Here is a 15,797-nt window from a genome sequence, read left to right on the forward strand (position 1 = left end):
ACTCGGCGGGCTGGGGCGGGCAAGACGCGCCGACTCGGCGGGCTGGGGCGGCACAACGCGCAGCTCGGGGCCGCCATTGCGCGGGAGTTCGCACGACTCTCCCGGTGACATCACCGTCCGTTCACCGGTCGAACCGACCGTGAGGGCATGCGCGTCGCGATCGTGACCGAGTCCTTCCTGCCGCAGGTCAACGGCGTCTCCAACACGGTGCGCCATGTCGTCGAGGAGCTGACCGACACCGGCCACGAGGCCGTCGTCGTCGCTCCCGGCCCCGGGCCGAACCACTACCGGGGGGTGCCGGTCGTCCGGGTCCGCTCGGTCGGACTGCCCGGCTACCGGTCCTTCCCCGTCGGCCTGCCCGACGGCGCCCTCTCCCGCACGCTCGACCGCTTCGGCCCCGACCTGGTCCACCTCGCCTCGCCGATCGCGCTCGGCGCGGTCGGCCTGCGCGCGGCCCGGCGCCACGACCTGCCGACGGTCGCGGTCTACCAGACCGACGTCTCCGGCTTCGCCCGGCGGTACGGCGCCGGCGCGGACCTCGTCGCCGACCAGATCGTCGACCGGTGGGTCGGGCGCCTGCACAAGCGCGTGAACCGCACGCTGGTGCCGTCCTCCGCCTCGCTCGACCAGGTCGCCGCGCTCGGCGTCGGCAACCTGCACCTCTGGCGCCGCGGCATCGACCTCGACCTCTTCGACCCCAGCCGCCGCAGCCCCGCCATCAACGAGCACTGGACCAGCGGGCGCAAGGTCGCGGTCGGGTACGTCGGCCGGCTGGCCCACGAGAAGCAGGTGCACCGGCTCGCGGTGCTGGCGGGCCTGCCGGGCGTCCAGCTCGTCGTGATCGGCGACGGCCCGGCCCGCGCCGAGCTCGAGCAGCAGCTGCCGACGGCCGTCTTCGCGGGGATGCTGCGCGGTCACAAGCTGGCGGCGGCGTTCGCCTCGCTCGACGTGTTCGTGCACACCGGCGACGCCGAGACGTTCTGCCAGACGGTGCAGGAGGCCCAGGCCAGCGGCGTACCGGTGGTCGCCCCGGCCTCGGGCGGGCCGCTCGACCTGGTCGATCCCGGCCGGACCGGCCTGCTCTTCGACCCCACCGACCTCGGCTCGCTGCGCCAGCAGGTGGCCGCGCTCGTCGAGGACCCGGACCTTCGCGCGACGCTCGCGGCTAACGGCCGCGCCGCCGTCTCCGGTCGCGGCTGGGCCGGCGTGGTCGCCGAGCTGGTCGACGTCCACTACCGCGCCGTGACCGCAGCCGCGTAGATGCGGATCGCGCAGCTGGCGAACTTCGTCGGACCGACCTCGGGGGGCATGAAACACGCGGTCAACGCGCTCGGCGCCGGGTACGCCGCGGCCGGGGTCGCGCGGATGCTGGTGGTCCCCGGCTCGCAGGACTCCCGGGAGCAGACCGAGCACGGCGAGGTCGTGACCCTCCGGGCGCCGCGGGTCGGCGGCGGGTACCGCCTGATCGTCGAGCCGTGGCGGGTCATCGACGCCCTCGACGCCTTCGGCCCCACGTCGGTCGAGGTCTCGGACAAGTCGACGCTGCTCCCGGTCGCCGGCTGGGCGCGCCGCAACGGCGTGCGGTCGGTGCTGTTCTCCCACGAGCGCCTGGACGCGATGCTCAGCCTGCGCACCGGCTGGGAGACGGGCGTCGGCGCCTCGACCGCGGCGCTCAACCGGCTGCTGGTGCGCCGGTTCGACGCGGTCGTGGTGACCTCGTCGTACGCCCGCGGCGAGTTCTCGGCGGCGGCCGCGCGGAGGGGTACGCCGACCCACCAGATCCCGCTCGGGGTCGACCTGGACACCTTCCGGCCGGGCGCTCCCGCGCCGCCGAGCCACGAGCTGCGGCTCGTGCACGTCGGCCGGCTCTCACGCGAGAAGAGCCCGCACCTGGCGGTCGCGACCGCGCTCGAGCTGCACCGCCGCGGCGTACCCCTGCGGATGGACGTGTACGGCGACGGGCCGCACCGCCACGAGCTCGAGATCGCCGCGGAGGGGGCGCCGGTGCACTTCCACGGCTTCGTCACCAGCCGGCAGCGGCTCAGCCGCCGGATCGCCCGGGCCGACGTGGCGCTGTCGGTCTGCCCGGGGGAGACGTTCGGCCTCGCGGTGCTCGAGGCGCTCGCGTCCGGCACGCCGGTCGTCACCGCCGACGTCGGCGGCGCGCGCGAGCTGGTCGACGAGGCGAGCGGCGACTGGGCCGCGCCGACGCCGGCCGCGCTGGCCGACGCGGTGCTCCGGGTCGCGGCGCGCCCCCGGGCGCTCAACCGTGCGGGTGCGCGGGCGCGCGCCGAGCAGTTCCCGTGGTCACGCTCGGTCGAGGCGATGCTCGGCGTTCACGCGGCCACCGGCAGCCTCTCCTCGCGCCGCCCGGCCTGAACCCGCAGCCGCACCAGCGTCACCAGCGCCAGCCCGGCCACCACCAGCATCTCGACCGGCGCGCCGCGCAGTGAGGAGTCCAGCGGCGCCACCAGGCCGAGGACCAGCGCGGTGTCGCGCACCAGCCCCTCGACCGGCCGGCTCCACCGGACCGCGGCCAGGAACGGCAGCGCCCCGAGCAGGTACCACGCGTGCACCGCGGGGCTCAGCACCATCATCGCGGTCATCACCAGCGCGACCGCGCGGACGGCGTACGCCGGATCGCCGGTGCGGCCGCGGAGCGCCACCCAGCAGGCGTACCCGAGGGCGAGCACCAGGCCGAGGGTCCGCAGCACGGTGACCTGGCCGACGAGGACGCCGAGCTGCGTGGTCAGGGAGAGCGGGGTGCGCACCAGGCCGGGGGTGTCGAGGGCGTAGATCCAGCCCACGCCCACCCCGATCGCCAGCCCGGCGCCGACGATGACGGCGCTGGAGACCACGGCGATGGTGCCCAAACGGCGCAATCGCGCCGCCATGGCAGCCAGGAGCGGCAGCGACACCAGCGCGATGCCGATGGCCACGCCCCCGCCGGTGACCTTGACCGCGGCCGCCGCGCCGGCGAAGACCGCGCCGAGCAGCCAGCGCCGCTCGATGGCCAGGGCCAGGCCGCAGGCCATCAGCCCCGCCATCAGCAGGTCGTTGTGGACGCCGCCGATCCCGTGGATCACGGTCAGCGGCGAGGCGAGCGCGATCACCGAGGCCCGGTCGGGGTCGGCCCCGGCCGCGCGCGCCAGCCGGGGCACCGCCCACGCCAGGAGCGCCAGGCCGAGCAGCATGAGGATCCGGTAGCCGACCACCATCAGCCACGGGCTGTCGGTGAGCCCGGCGACCATGGACCCCCACGCCAGCGGGAGCGGGCCGTACGGCGTGGGCGTCCACATCCAGATCGGGTCGACCGCCTCGCGGATCTGGCCGTCGAAGATGCTCGGCGTCCAGATGTAGGGCGACAACCCGATGTTCGTGAGCGCGCCCTGCGCCGCGTAGCTCCACGCGTCCCGGCTGAACAGCGGCGGCGCGAGCAGCAGCGGCAGCGTCCAGGCCGCGGTCGCGACGTACACCTGCCGCGGGCGGTGCAGGAGCTGCAGCCAGGCCGACCCGAGCAGGGCGAGCCCCGCCATGGTCACGACCAGTCCGGTCATCCGGCCCTCGGTCGACTCGCGCAGCGCCGCGAGGAGGGGGAAGGTCGCCACCGGGCTCGACCCGGGCAGCACCTGGGTCACCAGACCACCCAGGGCGACCAGCAGGGAGCCCACCACGCCGCGAGCGATCATGGGCGGTCACCACCGCAGGTGCGTCCCCGGCGCGCGCCTCGCGGCGCTGCCGTCGCTCCGGCGCCCTGCGATGCACGCACCTGGACGACGGCTAACCCTGATGCACCCACGGCGGCGACCACCCGGTCACGGTAGGGAGCCCGCGGTACCGCGAGCCGACGACGGATTGAACAGTCGGCGTACACCCGGAGGTCACCGGGCGGTCGGACGCGCATGGTCCCGTGGCGGCATGAAGCTCCGTGGACCGCTTACGGTCGTCGGGATCCTCGCCGCGGCGGTCGCCGCCTCGGCGTACGGCCTGCGCCGCCAGGCCGCGATCGCCCGCGCCGCGATCGGCAAGCCGCTCGGCGAGGAGGCGCTCCGCATCGACCGGACCTGGAAGAAGTCGTACGGCGACCCGGTCGACCTGCTGCTCGTCGGCGACTCGATCGCCGCCGGGCTGGGCGCGGACCGGCCCCGGGACACCCTCGGCGGCCAGCTCGCCCGCCGGCTCGCCCGGGCCACCCACCGCAGCGTGCGGCTGCGCAGCGTCGCGGTCGTCGGCGCCGAGACCTCCGATCTGGCCGGGCAGCTCGCGACCCTGCCGCCGGGCTACGTCCCGGCGGTCGCGGTGATCGTCGTCGGCGGCAACGACATCACCCACCGGGTGCGGATCGCGGACTCGCGTCGCGATCTCGGCGAGGCCGTCCGGGCCCTGCGCGACCTCGGCGCCGAGGTCGTCGTCGGCACCTGTCCGGACCTCGGCGCGCTCCGGCCGCTCCCGCAGCCGCTGCGCACCCTCGGCTCGCGCGCGTCGCGCCAGCTCGCCGCCGCCCAGCGCGAGGTCGCCACCGAGCACGGCGGCTACGCGGTCTCGCTCGCCGACGTGGTCGGCCCGTTCTTCATCACCCGGCCCGACGAGATGTTCGCGCTCGACCGGTTCCACCCCTCCGGAGCCGGCTACCGTCGTACGGCGAAGGCGATGCTGCCCAGCGTCCTGCTGGCCCTCGGCCACGCCGAGTCCGCGCCCTTCGGTCATCACGCGCCGGTGCGATCCGCCCCGTAGGGCAGGCTGGGGCCGTGCACTACATCGGCATCGACCTGGCCTGGGGCTCGAAGAACCCGACCGGCCTGGCCGTGCTCGACGCCGACGGCGCCCTCACGCACCTCTCCGCGGTGCACACCGACGAGGAGATCAGGGACGCGCTGGCGGCGTACGTCGACGGCCCCTGCCGGGTCGGCATCGACGCCCCGCTCGTCGTCGCGAACCCCACCGGCTCGCGGGTCGCGGAGCAGGAGCTGAACGCCGACTTCCGCGGGTTCGAGGCCGGCGCGCACCCGTCGAACACCGGCAAGCCCGAGTTCGCGAACGGCACCCGCGGCGCCCGGGTCGCGAAGCTGCTCGGCCTCGACATCAACCCGTCGTCGGGCCGGACCCGGCGCGCGATCGAGGTCTACCCGCATCCGGCGACGATCGTGCTGTTCGGGCTGTCCAGGACGCTGAAGTACAAGGCCAAGCCCGGCCGCACGCTCGACTCGATGCGCGCCGAGCTGCTCCGGCTGATGGACCACGTCGAGCGGATCGTGCGCACCGACCGGACCTGGCAGGCACTGCGCGCCCGGGTCGAGACCGCCACCCGCAAGGTCGACCTGCGCGCGGTCGAGGACCAGGTCGACGCGGTGGTGTGCGCGTACGTCGCGCTGTTCGCCGACCGGTGGCCCGAGCGGGTCACGACGTACGGCAGCTACGAGCTCGGCTACATCGTCACGCCCACGCTGCTCGACGCGCACGGCGCGATCCGGCGGGCGGTCGAGGAGTACGCGCTGCTCCAGCCCGGCCTGGTCGAGGTCGCCGAGCGGTACGTCGCGCTGGTGACCTCGATCCTCGACGAGGCCGGCATCAACTACCTGAGCGTCGCCGGGCGCGCGAAGAGCGTCGGGTCGTTCGCGGCGAAGGCGTCGCGGACCGTCGACGGCCGGCCCGGGTTCAGCGACCCGCTCCGCGAGATCACCGACCAGATCGGCGTGCGCGTGATCACCTACGTGCGCAGCGACGTGGCCGCGGTCGCGGAGGTGCTCGGCTCGCAGCTGCAGGTGATCGACGACCGCGACCTCGGCGAGGAGACCGCGAGCGAGGGGCGGTTCGGCTATGCGAGCCGGCACCTCCTGCTCGCCCGCGCCGGCGGGGTCGCCCAGGTGCAGGTGCGCACCGTGCTCCAGCACGCGTGGGCCGAGTTCGAGCACGACATCCGCTACAAGGGCACCGTCCCGGCCGAGCACGCGCGCGACTTCGACCGCCGGTTCACCCTCGCCGCCGGGCTGCTCGAGCTCGCCGACCAGGAGTTCACCACGATCCGCGAGCGGCTGCGCGGCGCGGCCGTCACCGAGCCCGCCGGGTCGCCGGGGGAGTCCGAGGGCGTGACGCCACGGGAGCTGGCGGCGTACCTCGCCGGGCAGTATCCGGAGGCCGAGTGGTCGCGCACCGACCACTACGCCTGGATCGCCGGCCTGCTGCCCGAGCTCGGCATCGCCACCCTCGCCGAGCTCGGCGACGTGCTCGCGGGCGTCGACTCGGCGCTGATCGACGAGCGCCTCGCCTACAAGTACCCGCCCGGCGCCGTCCGCCGCCTCGACGACGCGCTGCTCTCGGCGTTCGGGGAGCGGTACGCCGACCTGCCCGGCAACGCCCACCGCCGCGACGCCCTGCTCACCCGCCTGGACCGGATCCGCGGCTGAGCTGGTGTGGCCCGGCTGCGCCGGGATCGTCGAGACACCCAAACTGGCCCTTCCGGGCGCCGAATCGGGGCCGTTTCGGGTGTCTCGACGCGAAATGACCAGCCACCTACCTCAGGGGCTCATCGCGTGATCCGGTAGCGCACGAACGACGGGACGGCGACCGCCGCGACCACGGTCCCCACGATCACCAGCACGCCGCCGCCGGCCGCGGCTGCCGCCGTACCGACCATCGCGGCGCTGGCGCCGTGCACGACGTCCGCGACGCGCGGCCCGCCCGCGACCACGACGACGTAGATGCCCTGGAGCCGGCCGCGCACCGAGTCGTCGGCGGCGCTCTGCAGCATGCTCGAGCGGAACGCCGCCGAGGCCATGTCGGCCGCGCCGCCGACGATCAGCATGAGCAGCGCGACGCCGAGCATCAGCCGGACGCCGTGCTCCGCGAGGCCGACCGCGACGCCGAAGCCGGCCATCGCCGTGCCCCAGACCAGGATGCAGGCGACCACGGCGTACCCCTGCCGCTCCACCCGTGAGACCCAGCCGGAGAAGATGCCGCCGATGACCGCGCCGGTGGGGATCGCCGCGAACAGCAGCGCGAACACCAGGCCGCCCTCGTCGGGGCCGCCGAACGACGTGTGCGCGATCTCCGGGAACAGCGCCCGCGGCATGCCGAAGACCATCGCGACCAGGTCGACCACGAACGACATCATCAGCACCGGGTGGCCGCGCAGGTAGGCGAAGCCGTCGATCACCGACCGCAGCCCCGGCGTCCCCTTGCCGGCGGCGTCGACCGGGAGCCGCGGCAGCCGGAGCACGGCGCTCAGCGTCGCGAGCAGCGTGATCGTGTCGGCCAGGTAGAGCCACTCGAAGCCGAGCACCGGGATCAGCACGCCCGCGAGCAGCGGGCCGCCGATGGCGCCGGAGGTGAAGAGGGTCATGTTCAGCGAGTTGGCCGCCGGCAGCAGCTCCACCGGGAGGATCTTCGGCAGCACCGCGGACCGGGTGGGCTGGTTGATCGCGAAGACCGCCTGCTGCACCGAGAACAGCCCGAGTAGCAGCCACACGTTCGTGTTGCCGAGGGCCGCCTGCACCCAGAACAGCGCACTGGTCCCGATCAGCGCGGTGGTGGTGAAGATCAGCAGGCTGCGCCGGTCGAAGTGGTCGGCCAGAGCGCCGCCCCAGAGGCCGAAGACCACCAGCGGCACCAGCCCGAACAGGCCGGTCAGGCCGACGTACGCCGACGAGCCGGTCATCTGGTAGATCTGCGCCGGCACCGCGACGACCGTCAGCTGGGCGCCGACGACGGTGATGATGTTCGCGAGCCACAGCCGGCGGAAGTGCTCGTTGCGCAGGGGGCGCGTGTCCGCCATGAGTCCCCGTAGTCCGCGCACGGTCCCCCAACCTAGACCGCCGGCGGACGGTCGCTGCGGCTACTCCGGGCAGGAGGTCTGGTCGGACTGCCGGCCGAGCAGCCGGTCGGCGAGCAGGTCGCACCACTTGCCCGACGAGTTGCCGCCGTTGACCTGGCCGTCCGACTCGCCGGGGTGCTTGACCCACAGGGTGCCGTCGAAGGCGCCCCTGAAGACCAGCCGCGGCGGCTTGCCGATGCGCGCCCAGGTCGGGTTGATCACGTCGCCGTCCACGGGGTCCGGGTTGCCGTTGCGGGACGTGTCGATCACGTAGCGCTTGCCCCTGATGCCGACCTTGCGCAGGCCGCGCAGCAGCTCCTCGGCGTACTGCTTCTCGTCGGCGGTCGGGCGGAAGTTCGAGACGTTCGTGCTGAACCCGCGGGCGTACTCGATGCCGGCCCGCTTGAGCAGCCGCGCCCGGTTGTCGTACGGCGTCCAGCCCGAGTGCCCCGCGTCGAGGTAGACCCAGGCGCCGCTCCTCTCCAGCACCCGGGTGGCGTACCGCATCAGGCCGAGCCGGTCGCCGGCGTTCTCGCAGCGCGGGTCGCCGTAGAACGGGATCGCGTCGGGCTCGAGCACCACCAGCGCCTTCTGCTTCCTCAGGCCGAGGCCGATCTGCGTGATCCACTTCCGGTACTGCTTGGCGCCGGGCAGGCCGCCGGAGGAGTACATGCCGCAGTCGCGGTCCGGGATGCCGTAGACCGACAGCATCGGCGTCTTCCTCGCCTGCAGTGCCCGCGAGGTGTAGGCGCGAACGATGCCGCGCACCCGGCTCGTCGGGTACGCCTCGGGGATGAGCCAGAGCGCCTGAGCGAACCTGCCGATCCTCTCGCGGTAGACGCGCTCCTGGTTGGCGGCCGGCATCAGCGGGTCCACGAACAGTCCCCGGGTCTTGCGCGGGTCCTTCGGCTTGGCCTTGGCCGCGACCGGTTGCTCGGCCGGGTGCCTTGCCGTGTGCTCGGCCGGCGACTGCGCGTCGACGGGCGCGACCAGGCCGAGCCCGCCCAGGACCAGGGCGACCGTCAGCGCGGCGGCGCGCAGGAAGGCCGGACGAAGGAGCACCCGATCAGGGTACGGGCTGGTCGTCCTCGCGGGCACCGGTGCGGGGAGGCCGGTGCGAAGTGGCAGGCTGGCGCCATGACTCCCCTCGCCCTCCCGAGGGCCGACGACGCGCGGGACTGGGTCGAGGCCCGCACCCGCGAGGGACTGGCGGCCGCACGCGGACTCGCCGACCGGCTGCGCATCGAGCCGCCGGCCGCGACCCTCGACCTCCTCCGCCAGTGGGACGAGGTGTCCCGTCACCTCTCGAACGTCGCCGCAGTGTCGTCGCTGCTCGCGAACGTCCACCCGCTCGAGGCCGTGCGCACCACCTGCGAGCGGGCCGAGGTCGAGGTCGACCGCTACCTCACCGAGCTGCGCCAGGACCGGGCCCTGTTCGAGATCTTCGCCGCCGCCGACCCGGCCGGTCTCGACCGGGCGGCGGCGCGGCTGCTCGCCAAGGCCCTCGACGACTTCCGCCGCGCGGGCGTCGACCGCGACGAGGAGACCCGGGCGCGGCTGGCGCGGATCAACGAGCGGCTCACCGAGGTCGGCCAGGAGTTCGGCCGCGCCATCCGCGACGACGTGCGGACCGTCCGGGTCACGCCGGACCGGCTGGCCGGCATGCCTGCCGACTGGCTGGAGGCGCACCCGGCCGACGAGGACGGGCTGGTCACCGTGACCACCGACTATCCGGACTCGGTGCCGGTCCGGACGTTCGCCCACGACGGCGACGTACGCCGCCAGGTGACGGTGGCCTTCCTCGAGCGCGGCTGGCCGGAGAACGAGCCGCGCCTCCAGGAGCTCTTCGCGCTGCGCCACGAGCTCGCCACGCTGGTCGGCTACGCCGACTGGGCGTCCTACGACGCCGCCGTGAAGATGATCGGGACGGGCCCGGCGATCCCCGAGTTCATCGACCGCATCGCCGAGGCCGCCGAGGGCCCGATGCGCCGCGACCTCGAGCTGCTGCTCGAGCGCTACCGCCGCGACGTCCCCGGCGCCACGTCGATCACGACCGCCGACTCCCTCTACTACGAGGAGCTGGTGCGCCAGGAGCGGCACGACGTCGACGCCCAGCGGGTGCGCGCCTACTTCGACTTCGCTCGCGTGCGGCAGGGGCTCCTCGACGTGACCGCCCGCCTGTTCGGGCTGCAGTACGCCGAGGTGCCGGACGCGCCGGTGTGGCACGAGGACGTCACGGCGTACGACGTCCTCCGCGGCGGCGAGCGCATCGGCCGGATCTACCTCGACCTCCACCCGCGCGAGGGGAAGTACAAGCACGCCGCGCAGTTCACGCTCGCCGACGGCCTGGCCGGGCGGCAGCTCGCCGAGGGCGTGCTGGTCTGCAACTTCTCCCGCGGGCTGATGGAGCACGACCACGTCGTCACGCTGTTCCACGAGTTCGGGCACCTCGTGCACCACGTGCTCGCCGGCGCGGGGGAGTGGACCCGGTTCGCCGGCGTCGCCACCGAGTGGGACTTCGTCGAGGCGCCGAGCCAGCTGCTCGAGGAGTGGGCCTGGGACGCCGACGTGCTGCGGACCTTCGCCGTCTCCGCCTCCGGCTCGCCCATCCCCGCCGATCTCGTCGAGCGGATGCGCGCGGCCCACGACTTCGGCAAGGGCTACCAGGCGCGGACCCAGATGTTCTACGCCGCCATGTCCTACTGGCTCCACGCCTCCCGCCCGGCGGACCTCACCGCCGCGATGCGGTCGCTGCAGGAGCGGTACTCGCCGTTCCCCTACGTCGACGGCACCCACATGTTCGCCAGCTTCGGCCACCTGTCCGGCTACTCCTCGGCGTACTACACCTACATGTGGTCGCTGGTCATCGCGAAGGACCTCTTCTCCGCCTTCGACCCGGCCGACCTGTTCGAGCCCACCGTCGCCGGCCGCTACCGCGACCTCGTCCTCGCCCCCGGCGGCGCCCGCGACGCTGCGGACCTGGTTGCCGACTTCCTCGGCCGGCCGTACACCTTCGACGCGTACGCCGCCTGGCTGGCGCGGTAGGGCTCGCTGGATGGATCCCCGGCTGACCGGGGATCCCTGACGTTGTCAGGGGTTGCAACGCCTGACAACGTCAGGCTTCCCCGGCTGACCGGGGATCCATCCCGCTGCCACGCCAACTACGCCGCCGCCACGGAGGGTCGGGCGGCGACGCCGGGCAGGACGCGATCGAGGAGTCGGAAGGACGCGTGCCTGCGGATCGGGTGCGGTGCCTCCGAAGAGAGTGGTCCAGACCTATGCGTTAGACCAGTGGCATAGACCAGGTTCCGTTCCGGTGGCCGACCCCAGCTCGGCGACCTAACCTGACTACGCCGGATCTGGGGGGAGCCGGAAGGAACGGTCTCGGGAGACGTGCTCACCGCCCCTATTTCCTGTCAACGCAAGGAGATCGTCATCATGACGACTCGAGAACGGTCCCGAACCTTCCTCGTCGGTGCCGCCGTCGCCGCCCTGCTCGCCCCCCTGGCGGTCGTGGCGGCTATGGCCAGCCCCGCTTCGGCTGCCCAGATGAAGCAGCACGAGGTCTACATGTACAAGGTCGAGAAGCAGGTCGACCTCGAGGGGGAGTTCCCCGACCAGAACCTGCGCGAGAGCGTGTCCTGCAACCCAGGCGACATCGCCCTCGACGGCATGTGGCGCGTCGACAACGTCGACCAGGCCAACCCACCCGAGACCTACGGCGATGAGCGCGACGTCTACTTCTCCGCCTCCTACGGCGACCAGTTCGACAAGGCGAAGTGGAACTTCCGGGCCACGAACTTCGCGGACGGCAGGGCGCAGATCAAGCTGTTCGCGACCTGCATTCGCGGCAACGTCGAGCAGGCGTTCGTCCACAGCCACGGCGTCGAGGTCTCGGACCGGTACACCGTCGGCAGCGGCTCCTACGCCACGCCGAACGACTACTCCCTCCCGTCCTCCACCTCATGCCCCGCCGGCACCTACGCGGTCGCTCCGGGCTTCAACGTGACGAGCCAGGACTACGGCAAGAAGGTCCGCATCTTCCGCAGTTGGCCGACCCCGAACTACCGGGGCTGGCAGTGGGCGTTCGTGGTCGAGGATCCGGTGAACATCGACGTCTACTTCCGCTGCCTGTCGACGAAGGTCCTGCCCGCCGGCAGCGGCCCCCACTCGCACCAGCTGTTCACCGAGTGGCGTCCGTACGGCTACGCCGGGCGGCTGGACAACCTGAGCGTGGTCCGCACCCAGGAGCGCCGGCTGAACTGCGACGACGGCTCCGACGGTCGGTACTACCAGAACTACAAGCTGATGGTGGGCGCGTTCTGGATCAACGACCCGCGCAACGTGTGGTACCTCGGCATGGACCCGCGCCCGAAGCAGCGCGCGTTCAGGTACTGGTGGACCGGCAGCGGAGACAGCGGCGTCTACCACGCCGGACTCTGCATCCGGGCCCGCACCGGCAAGCAGATCGCTCCCTGAGCTCGACCCGGTAGCGATCTCGCCGTGACCTGAGTCCTGAGCCCGCCCCGGGCACCCGGGGCGGGCTCAGGCGTTCTCGGACCCTCTCGGGAGCATTCCCCAGCCCCCCGCCGGGCGGGACGTACCGGACAGGAGTACCCCCGCCCGGCGAGGTCTGTGCCCACACTGTGCCCACACGGATCACGCCAGGAGGTCGCGGATGTCCGCACGAGCCCGCGGCTGGCTGCTGGTGGTCGCACTGCTGGCGCCCGCCGTCGTACTGCCGCTGAGCGTCCCGCTCTACGACCGGACCGACCCGGAGCTGGCCGGCTGGCCGTTCTACTTCTGGCTCCAGATGGCGCTGATCGGCCTGGCCGTCGTGCTGACCGCGGCGGCGTACGTCGTGGCCAAGCGGGTCGACCGCCACGACCGGGTCGCCCACGGGCTCGCCCCCGAGCCACCGGCGGCCGAGGACCGGCGTGGGTGAGGTGAACGGCGTTGCGTTCGGCGTCTTCGTCTTCCTGTTCCTGCTCGTCACCGTCCTCGGTTTCGCCGCCTCGCGGTGGCGCCGGGCACGAGACGGTCGAGGCGGGGCCCTCGACAGCCTCGACGAGTGGGGCCTCGGCGGGCGCGGCTTCGGCACGTTCGTCGCCTGGTTCCTCATCGGCGGCGACCTCTACACGGCGTACACCTTCATCGCGGTGCCCGCGACGTTGTACGCCGGCAGCGCGATCGGCTTCTTCGCGATCCCCTACGGGATCATCGCCTACCCGCTGGTCTTCCTGTTCCTGCCGCGGCTGTGGTCGGTGAGCCACCGCCACGGCTACGTCACGCCGGCCGACTTCGTGCAGGGCCGCTACGACAGCCGGCCGCTGGCGCTGGCCGTCGCGCTCACCGGCATCCTCGCCACGATGCCCTACATCGCGCTGCAACTCGTCGGCATGCAGGTGGTGCTCGAGGTCATGGGCATCACCGCGCCGGGCGACAGCTGGCTCGTCAAGGACCTGCCGCTGTTCATCGCCTTCGGCTTCCTCGCCGCCTACACCTACTCCGCCGGTCTCCGGGCGCCGGCGCTGATCGCGTTCGTCAAGGACACGCTGATCTACGTCGTGATCATCGTGGCGGTGCTCTACATCCCGCAGCAGGTCGGCGGTTGGGGCGCGGTGTTCTCGGCGGCGCAGGACTCCTTCGACACCGCGAACGCCGGAGGCGCCATGCCGCCGAAGGGGATGATCCCGCCGGAGACCGCGCAGTGGGCCTACGCCTCGCTGGCCCTCGGGTCGGCCCTCGCGCTGTTCATGTACCCGCACTCGGTCACCGGCGTGCTCGCGACGCGCAGCCGCTCGGTGATCCGGCGCAACGCGGCGCTGCTGCCGGCGTACTCCGTGCTCCTCGGCCTGCTCGCGCTCCTCGGCTTCGTCGCGATCGCGGCCGGCGTGAAGGTGGCGAACCCGCAGCAGTCGGTGCCGCAGCTGTTCGAGGACCAGTTCAGCCCCTGGTTCGCCGGCGTCGCGATGGCGACGATCGTGATCGGCGCGCTCGTGCCGGCGGCGATCATGTCGATCGCGGCCGCGAACCTGTGGACCCGCAACGTCTACAAGGCGTTCCTCCGGCGCGACGCGACGCCGGCGCAGGAGACCCAGCAGAGCAAGCTGGTCTCGCTGCTGGTCAAGGTCGGCGCGCTGGTCTTCGTGCTCGCGCTGTCGAAGGACTTCGCGATCAACCTGCAGCTGCTCGGCGGCGTCTGGATCCTGCAGACCCTGCCCGCGATCGTCATCGGGCTCTACACCCGTTGGCCGCACCGGTGGGCGCTGTTCGCCGGCTGGGCGGTCGGCATGGCCTACGGCACCTGGCTCGCCTACGGCGTCGCGTCGCCCACCAAGTCCCACTTCGGCGGCCCGCTGGTCGACTTCCCGGGCACGGACACGAAGGTCTACATCGCCCTGGTCGCGTTCCTCGCCAACCTCGCGGTCGTCCTGGTGCTCACCGTGGTGCTGCGGGCGATGAAGGTGGCCGAGGGGGTCGACCGGACGACCGCACAGGACTACCACGCGGATGCCGGCGACCCCGGCGTCGAGCGCGGGCTCGACCCGGCGGCATCCCGTCGTTGAGTTGGGCCGTATTCGCAGTCGAGTTGGGTCTTGATCACGGCCGGCGGGACGAAGGCCCAACTCGGATTTGAACGAGGCCCAACTCAACGGGGAGGATCGCCCAACTCAACGGTGTGGTCGGGACGCATCGAGATCTCGACTGGCCGGTAGCCTCAGTCGCGTGACGCCCTCGTTCGACCTCGACCAGGACCACCTCGACCTGCGCGACTGGCTGCGCGGGTTCGCCGCCGACGTCGTCCGGCCGGCCGCGGCCGAGTGGGACGAGCGGGAGGAGTTCCCCTGGCCGGTGGTCGAGGAGGCCGCGAAGGCGGGCATCTACTCCGTCGACTTCATCCTCGCCCAGGCCCTCGACGAGACGGGGCTCGGCTTCCCGATCACGATGGAGGAGCTGTTCTGGGGCGACGCCGGCATCGGGCTCTCGATCGTCGGCACCTCCCTCGCGGCGGCGGGCGTGCGCGCCAACGGCACCGACGAGCAGGTCGCCGAGTGGGTGCCGGCGATGTACGGCACCCCGGGCGACCTCAAGCTCGGCGCGTTCTGCTCCTCCGAGCCCGACGCCGGCTCCGACGTCGGCGCGATGCGCACCCGGGCGACCTACGACGAGAAGGCCGACGAGTGGGTCATCGACGGCACCAAGACCTGGGCCACGAACGGCGGCATCGCCGACGTCCACGTCGTCACCGCCGTCGTCGACCCGGAGCTGCGCACCCGCGGCCAGGCGTCCTTCGTCGTCCCGCCCGGCACCAAGGGGCTCAGCCAGGGACAGAAGTTCCACAAGCACGGCATCCGCGCCTCGCACACCGCCGAGGTCGTGCTCGACCAGGTGCGTGTGCCCGGCCGCTGCCTGCTCGGCGGCAAGGAGCGGCTCGACGCCCGCCTGGCCCGCGCCCACGAGGGTGACGGCGCCCGCGGCAACGCCTCGATGGCGACCTTCGAGCGCACCCGGCCCGCGGTCGGCGCCCAGGCCATCGGCATCGCGCGGGCGGCGTACGAGGTTGCGCTCGACTACGCGAAGACCCGCGAGCAGTTCGGCAAGCCGATCATCGAGAACCAGGGCATCGCCTTCAAGCTGGCCGACATGGCCACCTCGATCGAGGCCTCGCGGCTGCTGGTCTGGCGCGCGGCCTGGATGGCGCGGCAGGGCAGGGCGTTCGAGAACGCCGAGGGCTCGATGTCGAAGCTGTTCGCGGGCGAGACCGCGGTCAGGGTGACCGGGGAGGCGATGCAGATCCTCGGCGGCAACGGCTTCACCCGCGAGTACCCCGTCGAGCGGATGGCCCGCGACGCCAGGATCTACACCATCTTCGAGGGCACCTCGGAGATCCAGCGGCTGGTCATCGCCCGCTCGGTGTCGGGGGCGCCGATCCGGTGACGGCCCGGCTCCCTCGGGCGCCGGGCCGTCGTGCGTCGTACGGGTG

At 72.9% G+C, this 15,797-nt stretch carries 12 protein-coding genes; 9 read left to right on the forward strand and 3 right to left on the reverse strand.

Features of this window, described 5'->3' with window-relative positions; translation table 11 throughout:
- Window positions 1–147: 147 nt before the first annotated feature.
- Together ACYVKX_RS06600 and ACYVKX_RS06605 are read left to right on the forward strand one after the other, a co-directional pair.
- Complete coding sequence (locus tag ACYVKX_RS06600) at window positions 148–1,260, forward strand: glycosyltransferase family 4 protein (protein ID WP_460829944.1); 1,113 nt, start codon at window positions 148–150, stop codon at window positions 1,258–1,260.
- Window positions 1,261–2,379: a glycosyltransferase gene (locus ACYVKX_RS06605; RefSeq protein WP_460829945.1), complete on the forward strand. Its 1,119-nt coding sequence runs from the start codon at window positions 1,261–1,263 to the stop codon at window positions 2,377–2,379.
- Here ACYVKX_RS06605 and mptB read toward each other — a convergent pair.
- Window positions 2,337–3,689, reverse strand: a complete 1,353-nt coding sequence (mptB, locus tag ACYVKX_RS06610) for a polyprenol phosphomannose-dependent alpha 1,6 mannosyltransferase MptB (RefSeq protein ID WP_460829946.1) — start codon at window positions 3,687–3,689, stop codon at window positions 2,337–2,339. The genes ACYVKX_RS06605 and mptB overlap by 43 nt on opposite strands.
- 229 nt (window positions 3,690–3,918) lie before the next feature.
- Between mptB and ACYVKX_RS06615 the strand changes: the two genes are divergently transcribed.
- Window positions 3,919–4,734 (forward strand): SGNH/GDSL hydrolase family protein, encoded by an 816-nt coding sequence (locus tag ACYVKX_RS06615; RefSeq protein WP_460829947.1) that lies wholly within the window; start codon window positions 3,919–3,921, stop codon window positions 4,732–4,734.
- Between the two features lie 14 nt (window positions 4,735–4,748).
- A complete protein-coding gene (locus ACYVKX_RS06620; RefSeq protein ID WP_460829948.1) occupies window positions 4,749–6,404 on the forward strand; it encodes a DUF429 domain-containing protein in 1,656 nt (551 codons plus the stop codon).
- Window positions 6,405–6,523: 119 nt separating this feature from the next.
- Here ACYVKX_RS06620 and ACYVKX_RS06625 read toward each other — a convergent pair whose 3' ends face one another.
- Together ACYVKX_RS06625 and ACYVKX_RS06630 are read right to left on the reverse strand one after the other, a co-directional pair.
- The gene (locus ACYVKX_RS06625; protein ID WP_460829949.1) at window positions 6,524–7,771 is read right to left on the reverse strand and encodes an MFS transporter; all 1,248 of its coding nucleotides are present in this window, start codon (window positions 7,769–7,771) and stop codon (window positions 6,524–6,526) included.
- Between the two features lie 60 nt (window positions 7,772–7,831).
- Window positions 7,832–8,872 carry a glycoside hydrolase family 6 protein gene (locus ACYVKX_RS06630; protein ID WP_460829950.1) on the reverse strand — a complete coding sequence of 347 codons (1,041 nt, stop codon included), beginning with the start codon at window positions 8,870–8,872 and terminating at the stop codon, window positions 7,832–7,834.
- A 75-nt stretch (window positions 8,873–8,947) separates the two neighbouring features.
- On the opposite strand from ACYVKX_RS06630, the gene ACYVKX_RS06635 reads away from it, so the two are divergent.
- The 5 genes from ACYVKX_RS06635 to ACYVKX_RS06655 all read left to right on the forward strand — a co-directional run bounded on the left by ACYVKX_RS06635 (window position 8,948) and on the right by ACYVKX_RS06655 (window position 15,751).
- Window positions 8,948–10,855: a M3 family metallopeptidase gene (locus ACYVKX_RS06635; RefSeq protein WP_460829951.1), complete on the forward strand. Its 1,908-nt coding sequence runs from the start codon at window positions 8,948–8,950 to the stop codon at window positions 10,853–10,855.
- A gap of 393 nt (window positions 10,856–11,248) precedes the next feature.
- Window positions 11,249–12,289 (forward strand): hypothetical protein, encoded by a 1,041-nt coding sequence (locus ACYVKX_RS06640; protein ID WP_460829952.1) that lies wholly within the window; start codon window positions 11,249–11,251, stop codon window positions 12,287–12,289.
- A 199-nt stretch (window positions 12,290–12,488) separates the two neighbouring features.
- Window positions 12,489–12,755 (forward strand): DUF3311 domain-containing protein, encoded by a 267-nt coding sequence (locus ACYVKX_RS06645; RefSeq protein WP_460829953.1) that lies wholly within the window; start codon window positions 12,489–12,491, stop codon window positions 12,753–12,755.
- Complete coding sequence (mctP, locus tag ACYVKX_RS06650; RefSeq protein WP_460829954.1) at window positions 12,748–14,379, forward strand: monocarboxylate uptake permease MctP; 1,632 nt, start codon at window positions 12,748–12,750, stop codon at window positions 14,377–14,379. Before ACYVKX_RS06645 ends, mctP begins: the two co-directional genes overlap by 8 nt.
- Window positions 14,380–14,539: 160 nt before the next feature.
- Window positions 14,540–15,751 carry an acyl-CoA dehydrogenase family protein gene (locus ACYVKX_RS06655; RefSeq protein WP_460829955.1) on the forward strand — a complete coding sequence of 404 codons (1,212 nt, stop codon included), beginning with the start codon at window positions 14,540–14,542 and terminating at the stop codon, window positions 15,749–15,751.
- Window positions 15,752–15,797: the final 46 nt, after the last annotated feature.

Source organism: Nocardioides hungaricus (assembly GCF_054782915.1).